The sequence below is a fragment of the Streptomyces sp. NPDC029466 genome (assembly GCF_055574515.1).
In genome coordinates this window covers 97,182-115,717 of sequence record NZ_JBVHZH010000008.1, presented here as the reverse complement: position 1 = coordinate 115,717, position 18,536 = coordinate 97,182, and the positions used below count along the sequence as shown (strand labels likewise).

General features: G+C 71.6%; 17 protein-coding genes. 2 read left to right on the top strand and 15 right to left on the bottom strand.

The window, feature by feature from the left end; all coding sequences use genetic code 11:
• Positions 1–14: 14 nt before the first annotated feature.
• From ACZ4XD_RS09700 to ACZ4XD_RS09685, 4 genes are all read right to left on the bottom strand, one after another.
• Positions 15–1,259 carry a hypothetical protein gene (locus ACZ4XD_RS09700; protein WP_468039966.1) on the bottom strand — a complete coding sequence of 415 codons (1,245 nt, stop codon included), beginning with the start codon at positions 1,257–1,259 and terminating at the stop codon, positions 15–17.
• Positions 1,260–1,323: 64 nt separating this feature from the next.
• The gene (locus ACZ4XD_RS09695) at positions 1,324–2,289 is read right to left on the bottom strand and encodes an ABC transporter substrate-binding protein (protein WP_468039964.1); all 966 of its coding nucleotides are present in this window, start codon (positions 2,287–2,289) and stop codon (positions 1,324–1,326) included.
• 51 nt (positions 2,290–2,340) lie between these two features.
• Entirely contained in the window at positions 2,341–3,171 is an 831-nt protein-coding gene (locus ACZ4XD_RS09690) for an ABC transporter permease (protein WP_468039962.1), read from the bottom strand.
• A 3-nt stretch (positions 3,172–3,174) separates the two neighbouring features.
• Entirely contained in the window at positions 3,175–3,909 is a 735-nt protein-coding gene (locus tag ACZ4XD_RS09685; RefSeq protein WP_468039960.1) for an ABC transporter permease, read from the bottom strand.
• 175 nt (positions 3,910–4,084) lie between these two features.
• Between ACZ4XD_RS09685 and ACZ4XD_RS09680 the strand changes: the two genes are divergently transcribed.
• On the top strand, positions 4,085–5,323 hold the full coding sequence (locus ACZ4XD_RS09680; RefSeq protein WP_468039957.1) for an ABC transporter ATP-binding protein: 1,239 nt from the start codon (positions 4,085–4,087) through the stop codon (positions 5,321–5,323).
• 98 nt (positions 5,324–5,421) lie between these two features.
• On the opposite strand, the gene ACZ4XD_RS09675 is transcribed toward ACZ4XD_RS09680, so the two are convergent.
• The 6 genes from ACZ4XD_RS09675 to ACZ4XD_RS09650 form a co-directional block, all read right to left on the bottom strand.
• Positions 5,422–5,913: a DUF3180 domain-containing protein gene (locus tag ACZ4XD_RS09675; RefSeq protein ID WP_468039955.1), complete on the bottom strand. Its 492-nt coding sequence runs from the start codon at positions 5,911–5,913 to the stop codon at positions 5,422–5,424.
• Between the two features lie 123 nt (positions 5,914–6,036).
• On the bottom strand, positions 6,037–6,684 hold the full coding sequence (gene folK, locus ACZ4XD_RS09670) for a 2-amino-4-hydroxy-6-hydroxymethyldihydropteridine diphosphokinase (RefSeq protein WP_468039953.1): 648 nt from the start codon (positions 6,682–6,684) through the stop codon (positions 6,037–6,039).
• Positions 6,681–7,040 (bottom strand): dihydroneopterin aldolase, encoded by a 360-nt coding sequence (gene folB, locus ACZ4XD_RS09665; protein ID WP_042150312.1) that lies wholly within the window; start codon positions 7,038–7,040, stop codon positions 6,681–6,683. Before folB ends, folK begins: the two co-directional genes overlap by 4 nt.
• A 447-nt stretch (positions 7,041–7,487) precedes the next feature.
• Positions 7,488–7,964, bottom strand: coding sequence for a nuclear transport factor 2 family protein (locus tag ACZ4XD_RS09660; RefSeq protein ID WP_468039951.1), 477 nt, complete (start codon positions 7,962–7,964; stop codon positions 7,488–7,490).
• A 5-nt stretch (positions 7,965–7,969) separates the two neighbouring features.
• Positions 7,970–8,908: a dihydropteroate synthase gene (gene folP / locus ACZ4XD_RS09655; RefSeq protein ID WP_468039949.1), complete on the bottom strand. Its 939-nt coding sequence runs from the start codon at positions 8,906–8,908 to the stop codon at positions 7,970–7,972.
• A gap of 122 nt (positions 8,909–9,030) precedes the next feature.
• Positions 9,031–10,878 carry a phosphatidylglycerol lysyltransferase domain-containing protein gene (locus ACZ4XD_RS09650; RefSeq protein ID WP_468039947.1) on the bottom strand — a complete coding sequence of 616 codons (1,848 nt, stop codon included), beginning with the start codon at positions 10,876–10,878 and terminating at the stop codon, positions 9,031–9,033.
• 141 nt (positions 10,879–11,019) lie between these two features.
• Here ACZ4XD_RS09650 and ACZ4XD_RS09645 point away from each other — a divergent pair, with 141 nt between their 5' ends.
• Entirely contained in the window at positions 11,020–12,135 is a 1,116-nt protein-coding gene (locus tag ACZ4XD_RS09645; RefSeq protein WP_468039945.1) for an alpha/beta hydrolase, read from the top strand.
• A 114-nt stretch (positions 12,136–12,249) separates the two neighbouring features.
• Here the strand turns inward: ACZ4XD_RS09645 and folE are convergent, their stop codons facing one another.
• The 5 genes from folE to ACZ4XD_RS09620 form a co-directional block, all read right to left on the bottom strand.
• Complete coding sequence (folE, locus tag ACZ4XD_RS09640) at positions 12,250–12,855, bottom strand: GTP cyclohydrolase I FolE (RefSeq protein WP_398828115.1); 606 nt, start codon at positions 12,853–12,855, stop codon at positions 12,250–12,252.
• Positions 12,856–12,974: 119 nt separating this feature from the next.
• Positions 12,975–14,987 carry an ATP-dependent zinc metalloprotease FtsH gene (ftsH, locus tag ACZ4XD_RS09635; protein WP_468039942.1) on the bottom strand — a complete coding sequence of 671 codons (2,013 nt, stop codon included), beginning with the start codon at positions 14,985–14,987 and terminating at the stop codon, positions 12,975–12,977.
• A gap of 280 nt (positions 14,988–15,267) precedes the next feature.
• On the bottom strand, positions 15,268–15,807 hold the full coding sequence (hpt, locus tag ACZ4XD_RS09630; protein WP_030077134.1) for a hypoxanthine phosphoribosyltransferase: 540 nt from the start codon (positions 15,805–15,807) through the stop codon (positions 15,268–15,270).
• Between the two features lie 85 nt (positions 15,808–15,892).
• Positions 15,893–16,951, bottom strand: a complete 1,059-nt coding sequence (tilS, locus tag ACZ4XD_RS09625; RefSeq protein ID WP_468039940.1) for a tRNA lysidine(34) synthetase TilS — start codon at positions 16,949–16,951, stop codon at positions 15,893–15,895.
• A gap of 189 nt (positions 16,952–17,140) precedes the next feature.
• Positions 17,141–18,286 (bottom strand): zinc-dependent metalloprotease, encoded by a 1,146-nt coding sequence (locus ACZ4XD_RS09620; RefSeq protein ID WP_085923330.1) that lies wholly within the window; start codon positions 18,284–18,286, stop codon positions 17,141–17,143.
• Between the last annotated feature and the right edge of the window lie 250 nt (positions 18,287–18,536).

Below are 18,536 nucleotides of genomic sequence, written 5' to 3'. Positions count from 1 at the left end.
CCTGTGCGGCCGGGTCAGGAGATGGCGGTGCGCAGCGGGGCGAGGTCGAGCTGTTCGGTTTCGTCGTGGGCGGTCAGGTCGATGACCTCGCCGCTGCCGGTGGTCGTCGCCCCGTCGGTCCGGGTGTCCTCGGCCTCGGCGGGCTCCGCCGGCTGCGTACGGGCCGACTGTTCGGCGAGGGCCTCTTCTCCGACCACGTCCGCCAGATCCTCCTCCAGCGGCGCGCCCGGCTGCCGGGGGCCGGCGGTGGTCGCGTTGCCGAAGAAGTCGAAGCCGCCGGTCGCACGGGACGCGGCGGGGCGGGACGGGGCGATGGCGGCGGCGGTGGCCGGCACCGGGCGGAGCGCGGGTCCGGCGGCGGTGGCCGTACGGGCGGGGTCGGCCTCGCCGGTGCGCTGTGCGGCTGCCGCCGGGGCCTTCCCCCGGCCCTGCTCACCGTCCTGGCCACTCTGGGCGTCGCGGACGGCGGGCGGCCCGGAGCGGGCGGCCCCGTCGGCCCCGGCGCCGTTCTTCGACAGCTGCGCGGCCTTCTGGGCGGCGCGCTGCCGGGCGGCGTTGCGCGCCAGCCGGCGCAGCGCCTGGTCGGCCTGCACGAAGGTGGCGGGGGCCGGGCGGTCGGGGTTCGTGGCGGGCGTGCGCCGGGCGGGCACGGTGGTCGCCCCTGCGCGCGGCGCTCCGCCCTGCGCGGGGCCGTCGCCCTCGTCCGGGCGCAGGGGGGAACTGGGGTGCGGGGTCGCGAGCTTGGGGGATGCGTGCAGCGCCAGGGAGAGGCCGGCGACGGCCGGCAGCGCCTTGGCGGGGGCGGCGGCCTCGATGGCGAGCAGCCGGCGGCCCTCCAGGGCGCTGGCCCGCTCGGTCTCGGCGGTGGCGTACCGGCGGAGCAGATCGGCGTGTTCGCTGCGCAGCCGGGCCAACTCCGCGCGCTTGGAGCGCAGTTTGGCCTCCAGGCCGGCCCGGATCTCGCGGGCTTCCTCGACGTCCGTTTCGAGTTCGGCTATCCGCTCCTCGGTACGCCACTCGTCGCGCACCCGGGCGCGGTTGAGTTCGGCGACCTGCCGGCCGGCCGTACGGTCCCAGGTCCGCAGAAGGACGGCGCCGGTCAGTGCGGCGGCGGCCGCGCCCGCAGCGAGCACCCGTTGCACCAGATCGTCGCCGACAAACCACGCGCCCGCGGCGCAGGCGATTGACGCACCGGCGACCGTCGCGGGAGGAAGCAGCCGGTGGAGGGGTGGGGATTGGCGGTGGCGTCCTCGTGGCATGGCCAGAAACTTACCGTGCGTGCGGGACCTGTGGGGCCCCGCACGCCGATCCGTTTCCCGCTGGTTACTTCTTGACCAGATTCTTGGACTCCACATAAGCCTGTGCGACATCCGCGGGCTTGAGTCGTTCGGCATCAACCTTGCGGTTCAAGTTGATCAGGTCTTCGGTCGTGAGGGTACGGGTGAGCTTCCCGAGAGCGGCGGCTATCTCCTTGTCTCCGGCGCTCTTGGCATTCACCACCGGCAGCACATTGTCGGCGTTCTGCAGCTTCTTGTCGTCCTTCAGAAGCACCAGGCCGAAGGTGTCGAGCGTGGCGTCCGTGGTCGTGGTGAGCACCAGTTGGTCGGTGCCGTCCTTGACCGCCTGCTTGGCCTGCGGGGTCCCGACGCCCTTGGGGTCCAGCTCCGTGATGTCGATGCCGTAGGTCTTCTCCAGGCCGGGCTTGCAGAACACCCGGGTCTCGCACTCCTCCCCCGCCGCGAGCTTCACCTTCTGCTTCGATTTACCGAGGTCGGAGAGGGTCTTCAGGGTGTTCTCTGCGGCGAATTCCTTACTCACCGCGAAGGCGTTCTGGTCCGTCGCACCGCCCGCCGGCAGGACCTTGAGCCCGCGCGATGAGGCGAGCTTCTCCAGGGCCGTCACCGTCTTGCCGATGTCACTGGAGGCGACGGGCTTCGCCTTGCTGCCGTTCTCCTTCGCGTTGAGGAATTCGGCGAGGGTGGAGGCGTATTCCGGAACGACATCGATCTGGCCCTTCTCCAGAGCCGGTTCATACAGCTCGCGATTGGCCAGGGTCTGCACCCGCGTGCGGTATCCGGCATCGGCCAGGACCCGGGAATAGATCTCGGCGAGCACCTTCGACTCGGTGAAACCGGCCGAGCCGATGACGAGCTCGCCCTTGCCACCGCCCTTCCCGCCGCCGCCCTTCTCCTCCAGGCTCTGGCCCCCGCACGCGGCCAGGCCGGCCGCCAGGGTGATCACTGCGCCCGCGGCCACCGCGGTGCGCGCCACACGCGACGTGCTGCTCATGGATGCCACCATTCAGTCCGTTCGGATCAGGTCCGGTCGAGTCGTGCCGGATCAGGGTCGGGTCGTCGCCTCGGGGGCAGTTGCCGAGGCCGGTGCGCCGAGGGCCGGTGGGCCAGAGGCCGGTGGGCCAGAGGCCGGTGCGCCGGAGCTCGGTGCGCCAGGGGCCCGGTCCGGGCCCGCGCCCTTGGTGAGGCGCGGAGCCGTACGCGCGGCGCGCCGCCGCCCCCGCATCGGGTCGAGGAGCCGCTCCGCCAGGACGAGGAGGCCCTCCACGGCCAGGGCCAGCACGGCCACCAGCACCGCGCCCGCGACCACTTGGGCGGTGTCGTAGTTGCCGAAGCCGGCGGTGATGATCCGGCCCAGCCCGCCGCCGCCGGCCAGCGCGGCCAGCGTCGCGGTCGCGATCACCTGCACCGTGGCCGACCGCAGACCGGTCATGATCAGCGGATAGGCGAGCGGTATCTCGACCCGCAGCAGCAGCTGCGGCCCCGACATGCCCATCCCGCGCGCCGCCTCGACCACATCGCGGTCCGCCTCCCGCATGCCCAGATAGGCGTTGGTCAGCAGCGGCGGCACCGCGAAGAGCACCAGCGCGATGACCGTGGGCCAGTCGCCCTGCCTGCCCAGCGGACTGAGTGTCAGCAGCACCAGAACCGCGAAGGTCGGCACCGCGCGCCCCACGTTGGAGAGATTGACCGCCAGCGCCCCGCCCTTGCCGAGGTGCCCCAGCCAGAGCGCCACCGGCAGGGCTATCAGACAGGAGAGGGCCAGGCACAGCCCGCTGAGCCAGAGATGCTCGGCGAGCCGGTGCCACACCCCCTTCTCCCCGGCCCAGTTGGCGGCCGTCGACAGCCACTGCCACGCGCCCGTGATCGCCCCCATCGCTCAGCCCACCGCCTTCGCCGTACGGGCGCCGCGCCGCGCACCGGCCTTCGCCCGCCCCTGCGCCCGCGTCCAGGGCGTCAGCAGCCGCTGGAGCCCCAAGAGCAGCAGATCGGCGAGCAGCGCCAGCAGCACGCACAGCACCGAGGCCGTCAGCACCTCCGCCTTGAAGAAGCCCGCCATGCCGTCGGCTATCAGATTGCCCAGGCCCCCGTAGCCGACGACGGAGCCGATGGTGGTCATCGCCACCGTCGAGACCGTGGCGATCCGCAGTCCGGCCACCAACGCGGGCAGGGCGAGCGGGAGTTCGACCTCGTACAGCAGCCGCGCCGGGCCGTAGCCCATCCCCCGGGCGGCCTCTCGGACCTCGGCGGGCACGGCCTGAAGGCCGGCGAGGATGTTGCGCACCAGGATCGTCAGCGAATACAGCACCAGGCCCGTCACGACCACGGCCGCCGAGACCCCGAAGACCGGGGTCAGCAGCGCGAACATCGCCAGCGAGGGGACGGTGTAGAGAACCGTCGTCAGCCCCAGGACCGGTCCGGCGGCGCCCCGCCACCGCCGGGCCACCAGCGCCAGCGGAAAGGCGACCAGCAGGCCGAGCACCACGGACACGGCCGTGATGCCGAGATGCTGGACCGTCGCGTCCACCAATTCCTGGCTGCGGGTGCGCAGATACTCACCGCAGATCCAGTCGTTCGCCTCCAGGCAGCCCGGCCCGGCAGCACCACCACGCATGGCGCGTCACCTCCCCCGCCCCGGTCGCTCACCGATCCGGTGACTGTCTGCGACCCTAACCCCGACCACTGACAACCGGTCCGCTCCCGCCGCTCACCGGCCGCTTCGCCATGCACCCGCAACACCGCGTTCACGACCGCCCGGCCACAATGGCCGTACACCACTGGGGGGATGCATGATCCGCTTCGAGCACGTCACCAAGAGTTACCCCGACGGCACCACGGCCGTGGACGACCTCTCGTTCGAGGTCGCGGAGGGCGAACTGGTCACGCTCGTCGGGCCTTCGGGCTGCGGCAAGACCACGACGATGAAGATGGTCAACCGGCTCATCGAACCCACCAGCGGCCGCATCCTCCTCGACGGCGAGGACATATCCGACCTGGACCCCGTGCAACTGCGGCGCCGTATCGGCTATGTCATCCAGCAGGTCGGCCTGTTCCCCCACAAGACCGTCCTGGACAACACCGCCACCGTCCCGCACCTCCTCGGCCGGCCGCGCAGCAAGGCCCGGGCGCGCGCCGCCGAACTCCTGGATCTGGTCGGCCTGGACCCGGCCACCTACGGCGACCGCTACCCCGAGCAGCTCTCCGGCGGGCAGCGCCAGCGCGTCGGAGTGGCCCGTGCGCTCGCCGCCGATCCGCCCGTCCTGCTGATGGACGAGCCGTTCGGCGCGGTCGACCCGGTCGTGCGCGAGCACCTCCAGAACGAGTTCCTGCGGCTTCAGTCCACGCTCCGCAAGACCGTCCTCTTCGTCACCCACGACCTTGAGGAGGCGGTCCGGCTCGGTGACCGGATCGCCGTCTACGGGGCCGGGCGCATCGAGCAGTTCGACACCCCGGCGACGGTGCTGGGCGCCCCCGCGACCCCGTACACCGCCGAGTTCGTCGGCGCCGACCGGGGCCTGAAGCGGCTCTCCGTCACGCCCGTCGAGCCCGGCGACCTCGAACGGCCCCCGGTCGTCCGCCTCGACGACCCCGCGGACCGCGCGGCCGGGCGGCTCGCCGCCGACGGTGCCTCCTGGGCGGTCGTCCTGGACGCCGACGGGGCGCTGCACGGCTGGGTCCCGGCCGCGGCGCTCACCGGCGCCCCCATGGAGCCGGCGGAAGGAGCCGGGCCGGACCTCAAGAAGCCCGCTCCACGGGGCGCCACCGTCCGCGAGCACGCCCGGCGGATGGACGCCCGGCTCCCGCTCGGCGCCCCGCTCAGGCAGGCGCTGAGCACGATGCTGCAGCATGACGCGGGCTGGGTCGCGGTCCAGGACGGCGACCGTTTCCTGGGGGTCCTCACCCCCGCGCGGCTGCACACCGCGCTGCGCCGTGCCACCACGGCGGACGCCGCGCGGATCCCGCGCGGCGAGGTCTCACTCGATACGGTCCCGGGCCCCGGCGTCCCGGCCCCGGGCTCGGCCGGCTGATCCGCGCGGCGGCCCGCCCCGGTGCGGCAGGACCGCGCCTCCGGGCCCGGCCGTGCCTGCCCGGGATCGGACCACGCCTCCCCGGGCCCACCGCGGCGTCACAGCGCCGCGTCGACCCCGCCGTTCCCGTTGCCGTCGTCGTCGGGCAGCTTGCACACCCGCTCCAGGAAGATCGCCGCGGCGACCACCGCGGCCCCGGCGAGCACCGACAGCGCGGCGTAGATCGCCTGGTCGCGGCGCGGTGCGACATCGAGCCCGGAGGTCAGCAGAAAGACGCCGACACCGCCGTACAGCCCCGCGACCAGCGCCGCCACCAGCGCGCTGGCCTGCCCGAAGACCACCGCACGGGCGGCCACCAGCGGCTCGACGCCCTTGGCGTCCGGCCGGCGCTCGCGCTGGGCGCGCAGCCGCGAGCGGAAGGAGAAGGCGGTGGCGGCGAGCACCGCGGCGATCAGTGCCAGCACGATCGGGGCGGCGACGGGAACGCTGGGCAGGGTGCCGAACGAGTCCCACAGCCGGGCGCCGCCCCAGGCCAGCACCCCGGCCGCCAGAAACAGCCCGACCAGCACCTTGATGTGTAGCTGCTTCACCGAGCGATCGCCCCTCGCGCCGTCATGACCTTCCCTGCCGTCGCGGCCGTCCTTGTCGTCCTGGCCGCCTCGTCCGGTCCGTACGGATGCATCCCGCAGGGAGCCGGCCCGCAACCTTAACGACTACTCCGGCAGCCGCAGTTCCAGGTCCGCCCGCGGTTCCACACCCTCGCGGCCCACCGCGGACAGCAGTTCGGCCACCGCGCCGCGGCCGGGGACCACGGCCTCCGGGTCGATGTCATGCCACGGCACCAGCACGAACGCCCGCTCATGGGCGCGCGGGTGCGGCAGCGTCAGCCGCGGGTCGTCGGAGACCACGTCCTGATACGCCAGGATGTCGACGTCGATGGTGCGCGGGCCCCAGCGCTCGTCGCGGACCCGCTCGAACGCCTCCTCGATCGCCTGCCCGCGCTCCAGGAGGGAGGACGGCGGCAGCGTCGTCTTGATCAGCACCACGGCGTTGAAGTACGACGTCTGGGAGCCGGGGTCCACGCCCCACGGCACGGTCTCGTAGACCGGGGAGACCGCCTTGACCCGCAGCCCGGGGGTGTCCTCCAGCGCGTCGACGGCACCCTGGAGGGTCTCCAGACGGTTGCCGAGATTGCTGCCGAGGGAGATCACGGCGCGTTTGGGGTTGGAGAGCGTCACATCGGCGGCGTCCACCTGCTCCACTACGGAGGCGGGCACCGGCTGCACGGTCGGATCACCCATACCGGGGTGCCCGGCGGCGGCCCCGTGCGGAGTGGTGGTCGGGTGGCGGGTGGACTTCATACTCGGCTCCGAGTGATGGTGATGGTCACGTCGTCGAAGGGGACGGTGATCGGCGCGTCCGGCTTGTGCACCACCACCTCCACCTCCTGCACGCCCTCGTGCTTGAGGCACTGCTCGGCGATGCGCTCAGCCAGGGTCTCGATGAGGTCGACGGGCTCGCCCTGGACGACGGCCACCACCTCCTCGGCCACGACGCCGTAGTGCACGGTCTTCGCGAGATCGTCGCTCGCCGCGGCCTGGCGGGTGTCCAGACCGAGCACCACGTCGACGATGAAGGTCTGGCCCTCCTCACGCTCACGGGGAAACACCCCGTGGTGGCCCCGGGCCTTCAGCCCACGCAGCGCGACACGATCCACGCGAATCACTCCCACTGGTCCACGGCACCTCTGGCGCCACTGTTCGTCGGATCCGGGCAGCCGCCGGAGCGATCCGGCAACACTGCCCCGCCGTCGAATCTACCTTCGAGAACCCGCAGTCCTCGCCCACGGGGGCTATGGACAAGACCCCGTCCTGGTGCTAAGCGCTGCCTGGCGGGGCAGCGATCAGCGGGCCGGGAGATCGTCCGCGCGGCCCTCTTACCCCCCTGCCCACGCCCCACCCCTACCCGTGCCCCACTTGGCTCGAACGGGTGCGCCCTCACCCGGATGGCTGACGTCCGCCCCGAGGGCCGCGCAAGCCATCCACCCCGGATGCAAGGGCAGGCGGCCATGGCAAGGCTCACACCGGCCCGCGCCGGGCCCGCCCGTCCGGCCACCGGCCCCGGGCTCAGCCCCGGGCCCCGGCCCCGGCTCCCGGGTAGGCGCTCAGAGGGCCTCCTCGCCGCCCTCGCCGGCTCCCCCGTCGTCGTCCTCGTCCTCGTCCTCGCGGTCCGCCAGCACCGGCGAGCCGTGGTGCGACCACACCCGCCAGCCGTCCTCCGTACGCCGGAAGACATTGGTCGCCACGACCAGCTGGCCGATCAGCGGCCCCACCGAGCCGTCATCCTCGGCGGGCCCGCCGCTGAGGATGTTCTCGGTGCAGGTCACCAGCGCGGTGTCCCCGATGACATCGATCTCCACATCCGTGAGGAAGAACTGGATGTACTCGGTGTTCGCCATGATCAGGGCGTACGAGCGCAGCACCTCGCCGCGCCCCCGCAGCACCGGCCATCCCGGGTGGACCACACTCACCTGGCCGTCCAGCCACAGGTCGGACAGCGCCTCGTGATCGCCGCGCTCGATGGTCTCGTACAGGGTGGTGTTCGCCTGCTCGACCAGTTCGATGTCCGTCCGTGGGCCCAAGCCGCTCACACCGTTCCCGTCGTCTTCGCCGTCGTCCCGCTCGCCTCGCTGCCGGCGGCCGTCGCCGCCGTGCCACTACGGCCGGACGCTGCCGCGCCCTCCACGGCACGGGCCACCCGTACCGCATCCGCGCTCGCCCTGACCTCGTGCACCCGCACCGCCCAGGCCCCCTCTCGCGCCACGATCGCCGACACCGCCGCCGTCGCGGCATCCCGCTCCCGGGCCGGCGGTGGGGCGGCTCCCTCGCCACCTGCAAGCACCCTGCCCAGGAACCGTTTCCTCGATGCCGCCACCAGCAGCGGCCGGCCCAGCGCCCGCAGCCGCGCCAGCCGGGCGACCAGCGCGAGATCGTGCCCGGCCTCCTTGGCGAAGCCCAGGCCGGGGTCGATGACGATCCGGTCCGGGTCGATCCCGCCAGACACCGCGCGCTCCATGCTCTGCCCGAGCTCGTCGAGGACCTCGGCGACCACGTCCCCGTAGACGGCGCGGTTGTTCATGTCGATGGACTGGCCGCGCCAGTGCATCACGACGAACGGGACATGGTGCGCGGCCACCACCGGCACCATCGCCGGGTCGGCGGCGCCCCCGCTGACGTCGTTGACCAGCCGCGCTCCGGCCGCCACGGCCTGTTCGGCGACCGAGGCCCGCATGGTGTCCACGGAGACCACGGCACCGGCCGCGGCCAGCTCCCGGACGACCGGAACGACCCGGCGCAGCTCCTCGGCCTCGTCCACCCGCGCCGCGCCCGGCCGGGTCGACTCGCCGCCCACGTCCACCATGTCGGCGCCCTGCGCCACCAGGTCGAGGCCGTGTTTGACGGCGAGTTCGGTATCGAACCAGTCGCCGCCGTCGGAGAACGAATCGGGCGTCACATTGACGACGCCCAGCACCGCGCAGCGGTCCCAGTCCGGCAGTCCGGCCACCCGGCCACGCAAGGTACTCATGGCACCAGCGTAGGCCGTGTGCCGACCGGCCGGATTGCGGCCACCGCATGCGGGGACTTCAGGGGCGCCGGGCTGCCGGAGGCCGTCGGGGCGGGCCCGGTCGCCCGGCCGGCGGGCCTGGGTCAGGCGGCCCGCTCGACGGCTTCCGGCGCGGCGGCCGGCCGCGGCATATGCGCGCACGGCCGCGGCTCCACGGTCTTCCGGCGCCGCAGTACGCGCGGCAGCCCCAGCTCCAGATAGCCCTCGGCCTGGAGCGCCGCCAGGCCGATCCGGGGGATGTCGCGGCTGTTGCGGAAGACCACGAAGCGGGGCTCCCAGCGAGGCCGGAACTTGTCGTTGAACTTGTACAGCGACTCGATCTGGTACCAGCGGGACAGGAAGATCAGCATCCCGCGCCAGACCCGGATGACCGGCCCCGCGCCGAGCTTCTCGCCGCGCTCCAGAGAGGAGCGGAAGACCGCGAAGTTCAGCGAGACCTGCTTGATCCCGAGGTCCGGCGCGGCCTGGAGCGCGGCGACGATCAGCAGCTCGTTCATCCCGGGGTCGGCGCTGCGGTCGCGCCGCATCAGCTCCAGGGAGATCCCGCTGTCGCCCCACGGCACGAAGTGCTGCATCGCCTTGAGGTCGCCGTACGGGCCGGGCTCCTCGCCCTCGGCCGCCGGCAGATGCGCGGTGGCGATCACCGCGTCACCGTCGGCCACCGCGTCGATCCGGCCCAGCGCCATGGAGAAGCCGCGCTCGGTGTCGGTGTCCCGCCAGGCGTCCGCGGCCTTCTGGAGCTGCGCCAGCTCGTCCGGCGCCAGGTCGCGCACCCGCCGCACCCGCGTCTCGTAACCGTTGCGCTCGATGCGCTTGACCATCTGCCGTACGTTGCGCATCGCGCGCCCGGTGAGGGTGAAGTCGGCGACGTCCACGATCGCCTCGTCACCGAGCTCCAGCGCGTCCATGCCGGTCTCCCGGGTCCACACCTGGCCGCCGGTCTCGCTGCAACCGGTGACCGCCGGGGTCCAGGAGTGCGCCTTCGCCTCCTCCATGAAGCGCTCGATGGCGCCCGGCCAGGCCTCCACATCGCCGATCGGGTCACCGCTGGCGAGCATCACACCGGAGATCACCCGGTAGCAGACCGCGGCCTTGCCGGTCGGGGAGAAGACCGCGCCCTTGTCACGGCGCAGCGCGAAGTAGCCGAGCGAGTCCCGGGCGCCGTGCCGGTCGAGCAGCGCGCGCAGCCGCTGCTCGTCCTCGTCGGTCAGCCGGGCCGCCGGGTGCTCGGGGCGGAAGGCGAGGTAGGCGGTGGTGGCGACGGTCAGCAGGCCGAGCGCGCCGAGCGAGTAGCCGACGGTGTAGTCGACGTGGTGGGTGTAGGCGACCGGGCCCTCGAAGCCGAACAGGCCCCACAGGACGTGCTCGGCGCGCTCCCAGAGGGAGGGCGAGCCGATGGTCTTGTGGGGGTGCGAGCTGACGATGACCAGGCCGATGCCGAAGCTGACCCCGCCGAGGACGACGAGATTGGCCAGCGCCTTCCAGCGACTGCGCGGGTCGGGCAGGGCCGCGAACTCCCGCCGGTGCCACACCAGGAACACCAGGAGCGCCAGCGAGAGCACCGCCCCGAACACGGAGTGGCGGTAGACCAGCTGGGCGGCGATCCCCACCGGCAGCAGCGCCACGGCCGCTCCCCAGGCCCGCCGCTTACGCCGCTTGAGGCCGTGGGCCAGAAGGAGCAGCAGGATGCCGACGACGATGGAGGCGGCGGCCGCCAGCGGGCTCACCGCGCCCGGCAGCACCTCCGCCAGGGCGTGCATCCGGCTGTGCCGGAACCGCGGGAAGACCCCTGCCGCCAGGTTCAGCAGGCCGACGACCGCGCCGGCCGTACCGACGATCCCGGGCACCGCTTCGGGCCGCGGGCCACGGAGCCAGCGTGGTCCACGCCACGCAACCGTCTCCGACTTTTCGCCATCTAGCCTGTCAGACATCACTTTCCCGTCGCCCCGGTCGAGAGAACGTGCGAGCCTTGTCGCAGCATCTGGACTTTTTGCGCCCTGTATGACGGCGTTTCAGGGCTCGGGGTTCCACTAGCGGTACGGATGGCCCGGCCGCCCGGAAGAAAGCACCACATGGGTCTCACCAGTCAGAAAGTGCTGCTTCTTGCCGTCCTCGTCGCGGTGGCACTGTTCGTCCTCACCATTTGGCTCTGGCCGCGCCTCTCCAAGGGGAACTGGCGCGCCGTGCTCGGGCGTATCGGGCTGCTGGTGGCGACGCAGCTCTCCCTTTTCGCCACGATCGGTCTGTACGCCAACAATTCCTTCGGCTTCTACGCGTCCTGGGCCGACCTCTTCGGCCAGGAGCAGGAGCCGGGCGTGGTGACCGACTACCAGACCGGCCCGGACGGCACCAAGCTGCGGATGCTGGGCACCGAGCGGGTGAGCGTACAGAACGGCTCCCGGCCGGCGACCGGCGGCCGGATCGACAAGGTGCTGGTCCAGGGCGAACACTCGCAGATCGCCAGCCCGGCGTATGTCTACCTGCCGCCGCAGTACTTCCAGAAGAAATACGCCGGGAAGAAATTCCCGGCGGCCCTGGTGCTCACCGGCTACCCCGGCACCGCCGAGGCGCTCTACAAAAAGCTGCATTTCCCGCAGACCCAGCACGAACTGCTCAAGAAGCAGAAGATGCGGCCGACCGTCCTGGTCATGATGCGCCCGACCGTCGCTCCGCCGCGCGACACGGAGTGCATGGACATACCGAACGGCCCGCAGACCGAGACCTTCTTCACGAAGGACCTGCGCGCGGATATCTCCGAGCACTACCGAATAGGCCGCGAGGCCAAGAGCTGGGGTGTGGTGGGTGACTCCACCGGCGGCTACTGCGCGCTGAAGATGACCATGCGCCACCCCGAGGCGTACTCCAGCGCCGTCGCCCTCTCCGGCGCCTACAAGGCCCCGCGGGACGCCACCACCGGCGATCTCTTCGGCGGCAACCAGCAGCTGGAGCGCGAGAACAATCTGCTGTGGCGTCAGCGGAATCTGCCCGCGCCCCCGGTGAACCTGCTGGTCACCAGCAGCAAGCAGGGCGAGGCGAATTACCGGCAGACGCTGCGGTTCATCGAGCAGACGAAGTCGCCGAGCCGGGTCTCGTCGATCATCCTCGACAGCGGCGGCCACAACTTCAACACCTGGCGCCGCGAGATCCCCGCCGCCCTGGAGTGGCTGGGCAACCACCTCAGGGCCTGACGGGCCTGCGCCCCGCCCCCCGACCGACGACGGCCGGGTCCCTCCTGCGAGGGGCCCGGCCGTCCGGTCGTCTGTGAGGGGACCCGCGACGGACCGCCGTACGGGCCCGCGGCCTCAGCGGGCCAGTATCAGGCTCATCGCCTCGGCGCGCGTGGCGGCGTCCCGCAGCTGGCCGCGCACGGCCGAGGTCGTCGTCTTGGCACCCGGCTTGCGCACCCCGCGCATGGTCATGCACATGTGCTCGCACTCGATGACGACGATCACGCCGCGCGGCTCCAGGATCTCCATCAGGGAGTCCGCGATCTGCGTGGTCAGCCGCTCCTGGACCTGCGGGCGCCGGGCGAACACATCGACCAGCCGGGCCAGCTTGGACAGGCCGGTGATCTTGCCGTCGGTGGACGGGATGTAGCCGACATGGGCCACCCCGACGAACGGGACGAGGTGGTGCTCACAGCTGGAGACCACTTCGATGTCCTTGACCAGCACCATTTCGTCGTGGCCCAGGTCGAAGGTGGTCGTCAGCACGTCTTCCGGCTTCTGCCACAGCCCGGCGAAGATCTCCCGGTACGCCCGTGCCACCCTCGCCGGCGTCTCCAGCAGCCCCTCACGGTCCGGGTCCTCGCCCACCGCGATGAGCAGCTCGCGTACGGCGTTCTCGGCGCGCTTCTCGTCGAAAGTGCCGATCTTGCCGCCGACGTCCAGCGTCACAGGGTCCGTCATGTGGTGCCTCGTTCCTTCTGCGCCCGCTCGAATCGCGGTGGAGACGCGGAATGCCGCGCCCCCCAAGGCTAAACCTGGGGGGCGCGGCATTTATTCCGGGGCCCCTGGGGGCCACGGGATCAGCTCTCCGGGCGCTGCTCTTCGGGCGCTTCCACCTTCTCCGTGGAGACGGTGGCGGTGGTGGTCACCGCGCCGTTGGCCGGGGCCAGCTCCTTCGGCGACAGCACCGGCGGGCGGCTGGAGGGCGTACGGCGCGACGAGCCGGTCCACGCCGGGCGGGCCGGGCGCTTGACCACGTGCTTGAAGAGCTCGGCGATCTCCTCCTTGCCGAGGGTCTCCTTCTCCAGGAGCGTCAGCACGAGGTTGTCGAGCACATCGCGGTTCTCGACCAGGATCTCCCACGCCTCGTTGTGCGCGGTCTCGATGAGCTTCTTGACTTCCTCATCGACCAGCGCGGCGACCTCTTCCGAGTAGTCGCGCTGGTGACCCATCTCACGGCCCAGGAAGGGCTCGGAGTTGTCGGTGCCGAACTTGATCGCGCCGAGCCGCTCGGTCATGCCGTACTGCGTGACCATCGCGCGGGCCGTGGCGGTGGCCTTCTCGATGTCGTTCGCGGCACCCGTGGTCGGGTCGTGGAAGACCAGCTCCTCCGCAGCGCGGCCGCCCAGCATGTACGCCAGCTGGTCGAGCATCTCGTTGCGGGTGGTGGAGTACTTGTCCTCGTCGGGCAGGACCATGGTGTAGCCCAGGGCCCGGCCGCGGGACAGGATCGTGATCTTGTGGACCGGGTCGGAGTTCGGTGAGGCCGCCGCGACCAGGGCGTGTCCGCCCTCGTGGTACGCGGTGATCTTCTTCTCCTTCTCGGACATGATCCGGGTCCGCTTCTGCGGGCCGGCCACGACGCGGTCGATCGCCTCGTCCAGGAAGTGGTTGTTGATCAGCTTCTCGTCGCTCCGGGCCGTCAGCAGCGCGGCCTCGTTGAGGACGTTGGACAGATCGGCACCGGTGAAGCCGGGGGTGCGCTTGGCGACGGCCGAGAGGTCGACGTCCGGCGCGACCGGCTTGCCCTTCTGGTGGACCTTGAGGATCTCCAGACGGCCCTGGAGGTCCGGACGGTCGACGGCGATCTGCCGGTCGAAACGGCCGGGACGCAGCAGCGCCGGGTCGAGGATGTCCGGGCGGTTCGTGGCGGCGATCAGGATCACGCCGCCCTTGACGTCAAAGCCGTCCATCTCGACGAGCAGCTGGTTCAGCGTCTGCTCACGCTCGTCGTGACCGCCGCCGAGACCCGCGCCACGGTGGCGGCCCACCGCGTCGATCTCGTCGACGAAGACGATCGCCGGGGCGTTCGCCTTGGCCTGCTCGAAGAGGTCACGGACCCGGGAGGCACCGACACCGACGAACATCTCGACGAAGTCGGAACCGGAGATCGAGTAGAACGGGACGCCCGCCTCGCCGGCGACGGCTCGCGCGAGCAGCGTCTTGCCCGTTCCGGGCGGGCCGTAGAGCAGCACGCCCTTGGGGATCTTGGCGCCGACGGCCTGGAACTTCGCCGGCTCCTGGAGGAACTCCTTGATCTCGTGGAGCTCCTCGACGGCCTCGTCCGACCCCGCGACGTCCGTGAAGGTCGTCTTGGGGGTGTCCTTGGTGATCAGCTTCGCCTTGGACTTCCCGAAGTTCATCACCCGGGAGCCGCCGCCCTGCATCTGGTTCATCAGGAACAGGAAGACGACCACGATGAGGACGAAGGGGAGCAGCGAGAGCAGCACACCGACGAACGGGTTCTGCTTCGACGGGGAGACGGTGTACCCGTCCTTGATCTCGCCGGTCTGGTACTTGGCCTGAAGGTTCTTGGCCACGTCGACGCCCTGGTCGCCGATGTAGCTCGCCTGGAGCTTGTTCGAGCCCTCCACCTTGTTGGAGCCCGACAGCTCAATCTTGATCTTGTTCTCGTCACCGGTCGTCAGCTCGGCGGACTTCACCTTGTTGTCAGCGATCGCCTTGACGACCTGACCGGTGTCCACCGTCTTGTAGCCGCCGGACGAGCCGACGACCTGCATCAACACGACCACGGCGAGGACGGCCAGCACGATCCACATGACCGGCCCACGGAAGTATCGCTTCACGTCCATCCATACGGAGCCGCTGAGGCCCCGTCCCTCCTGCCACAGTGAGGCACAACGCCCTTGGGAGGGCTGGTCGTGCGTACGGTGTATTACTGGCCCGAAAAAGAACTGCCTTCGGACGGTACCCCAGCATTGTCACCCGGCGCCTGCGCCGACGGTGAACATGCAGCCGAGGATTCCGCTCTCCCTGCTCCAACGGCGGGCGGCCCCGAAGGGTTCCCGCCGGGCCGCAGCGGACGGTCCGAGGCCCGCCCGGCCACCGCGGCCGGACGAGCGCGGGACGCCCTCAGCCGCCGTAGACGTGCGGCGCGAGGGTACCGACGAATGGCAGATTGCGGTACTTCTCCGCGAAATCGAGGCCGTATCCCACGACGAATTCGTTGGGGATGTCGAAGCCGATCCACTTCACGTCGATGGCGACCTTCGCCGCGTCCGGCTTGCGCAGCAGCGTGCAGACCTCCAGCGAGGCCGGCTCGCGCGAGCCGAGGTTCGACAGCAGCCACGACAGCGTCAGACCGGAGTCGATGATGTCCTCGACGATCAGGACGTGCTTGCCCTTGATGTCGGTGTCGAGGTCCTTGAGGATGCGGACCACGCCGGAGGACTGGGTGCCCGCGCCGTACGACGACACGGCCATCCAGTCCATCGTGACGGGGGTGGACAGCGCGCGCGCCAGGTCCGCCATCACCATCACGGCGCCCTTGAGGACGCCGACGATGAGCAGGTCCTTGCCCGCGTACTCCGCGTCGATCTTCGCGGCCAGCTCCGCCAGCTTCGCGTCGATCTCTTCCTTGCTGATGAGTACCGACTGAAGGTCGGAACCCATGTCCTTGTCGTCCACCCGTGCCACTCTCGCTCTGTTCGGTGTTCGCGTCAGTCGTGAGACTTCGGTGCGGGGCAGCGTCTGCGGCTCAGCCCTGCCGAATGACCAGTCTGCCACCCTGCCGGCGCACACCTACGCGCCCGGGGAGGTTGATGGCCCCCTGCCCCCGCCAGGCGGTGATCAGCCGGTCCACTTCCTCGATGTGGCGGGCGAAGAGCGAACCGGCCGGTGAACCGGCCCCGATGACCGCCCGGCGCAGCACCCGGCGGCGCACCGCGGGGGGCAGGGCGAACAGGGCGGCGATGTCGAGGGAGCCGCTGTCGTCGAGGACCGAGCCCTCGGCGTCGGCGGCCCAGGCGTCCAGGGCGTCGGCGTCGTCACGGGAGAGCTGGGCGGTACGGGCCAGCGCCTCGACGACGCCCTTGCCGAGCGCCTTCTCCAGGGCGGGCAGCCCCTCGTGGCGCAGCCGTGAGCGGGTGTAGGCGGGGTCGGCGTTGTGCGGGTCGTCCCAGACGGGCAGCGCCTGGATCAGACAGGCTTTACGGGCGGTCTGGCGGTCCACGTCGAGGAAGGGCCGGCGATAGCGCCCGTCCCGGCCGCTGGTCGCGGCCATTCCGGAGAGCGAACGGGTCCCGGAGCCGCGGGCGAGACCGAGCAGCACCGTCTCGGCCTGGTCGTCGCGGGTGTGACCGAGGAGGACCGCGGTGGCGCCATGGCGCTCGGCGGCGGCGTCCAGGGCGGCGTAGCGGGCGTCACGGGCGGCGGCTTCCGGTCCGCCGGACTGCCGGCCGCCGCTCCCGCGGTAGGCGGTGCCGTGCGCCACCCGGTTCGGTTCGTCCACGTCGACGGCGACGGCCTCTACGGGGTCGAGTCCCAGGGCCCGCAGCCGCAGGACGACCTCGGCGGCGCGGAGGTCCGAGCCCTCCTGGAGGCCGTGGTCGATGGTCACGCCCCCGGCGCGGACCCCGAGCTTGGGGGCCTCGAAGGCGAGGGCGGAGGCGAGCGCCATCGAATCGGCGCCGCCGGAGCACGCGACGAGCACGAGCGGGGGCTCGTGCCGGTCGTGCGCGGAGTGGTGGGTGAGCACGTCGTGGAGTACGCGGCGGACCGCCAGGCGTATCGCGGCGACCGCTGGATGGGGACCCATGTCCGTTTCCAATCGTTCAGCTGGGGAGCCTCGGGCCGTGGACGGCTTCGTCACACAGAGTGCCTAGATGGTGACAGAGGCGAGCGGTTCCCCGAGCATTGCACGCCTATCCCTCGGTAACGGTCCCTCAGACGGGTGATTGAAGGGGCGCTCTACTGCCACGCGGCGTGCCCAGCTCACACCATTCGCTTACGGTGCCCCGTCCGCTTTGCGGTGCACCCGCGCGATCCAGTCCGCCGGTTTGGCGATCTCTTGTTTGGTCGGGAGGGTGTTCGGCGACGTCCACACCCGGTTGAAGCCCTCCATGCCCACCTCCTCGACGACCGCGCTGACGAACCGCTCGCCGTCGCGGTACTGCCGCAGCTTGGCGTCCAGGCCGAGCAGCTTGCGCAGCGCCTGGTCCAGCCGGCCGGCGCCGCTGGCCCGGCGCTTCTGGAACTTCTCCCGGATCTCGGCCACCGACGGCACGACATCGGGCCCCACACCGTCCATCACATAATCCGCGTGACCCTCCAGCAGCGACATCACCGCGGTCAGCCGGCCGAGGATCTCGCGCTGCGCGGGCGTCTGGACGAGATCGACGAGGGAGCGGCCCTCGTCCTCGCCCTCCTCGCCCTCGGGCTTGGCGCCGGCCAGCGACTGGGCGGCCTCGCGCAGCCGCTCCAGGAGGGCGCCGGGGTCGATGTCCGTCTCACCGAGGAACGACTGGATCTCGCCCTCGATGTGGTCCCGCAGCCACGGGACGGCGGTGAACTGGGTGCGGTGGGTCTCCTCGTGGAGGCACACCCACAGCCGGAAGTCGTGCGGGGCCACTTCGAGCTCGCGCTCCACGTGCACGATGTTCGGCGCGACGAGCAGCAGCCGGCCGCCCTGCGCCGCGGCCGGCAGATCCCGGGAGGCCGGGGCGAACGTCTCGTACTGGCCGAGGACCCGCGAGGCCAGGAACGACAGCAGCATGCCCAGCTCCACGCCGGTCACCTTGCCGCCGACCGCGCCGAGCACCGCGCCCCCGGGGACCGTCGAGCGGCGGTCCTCCATCTTGGCCAGCAGCGGCTTGAGCACGGCCCGGAACCCCGCGACATTCGCCTTGATCCAGCCGGGCCGGTCCACGACGAGGACCGGTGTGTCATGCGGCTCCTCGCCCGTCGCGTCGGGCTGTGCCATCCGCGTGAACGCCCGGACATGCGCCTCGGAGGACTTGGCGTGCTTGCGCAGCTCGGCGACGATCGCGCGCGCCTCGTCCCGGCTCACCTCTGGCCCCGGCCGCACGAACCGGGTCGCGGTCGCGACCGCGAGGTTCCAGTCGACCATCTCGGTTCCACCGATGCTCGTCATGGGTTCACCGTACGTGGGCGCATGGCCTCGGGGTAGCCGGTTCGCTGCGCTTTGCCCTCGTCCCCACGTGGTCGGCTTTTCCGCCGTGGTGGGTTCTCGCCGTTGCGCCTGCGGCGGGCGGGGTCCGCTGCGCGGGGCTGTCGGGGTGCGGGGGGGGGGGGGGGGGGGGGGGGGGGGGGGGGGGGGGGGGGGGGGGGGGGGGGGCGGCTGGGAGCGACAGCAGCCCCCCCCCCCCCGCCAGCTCTACCAG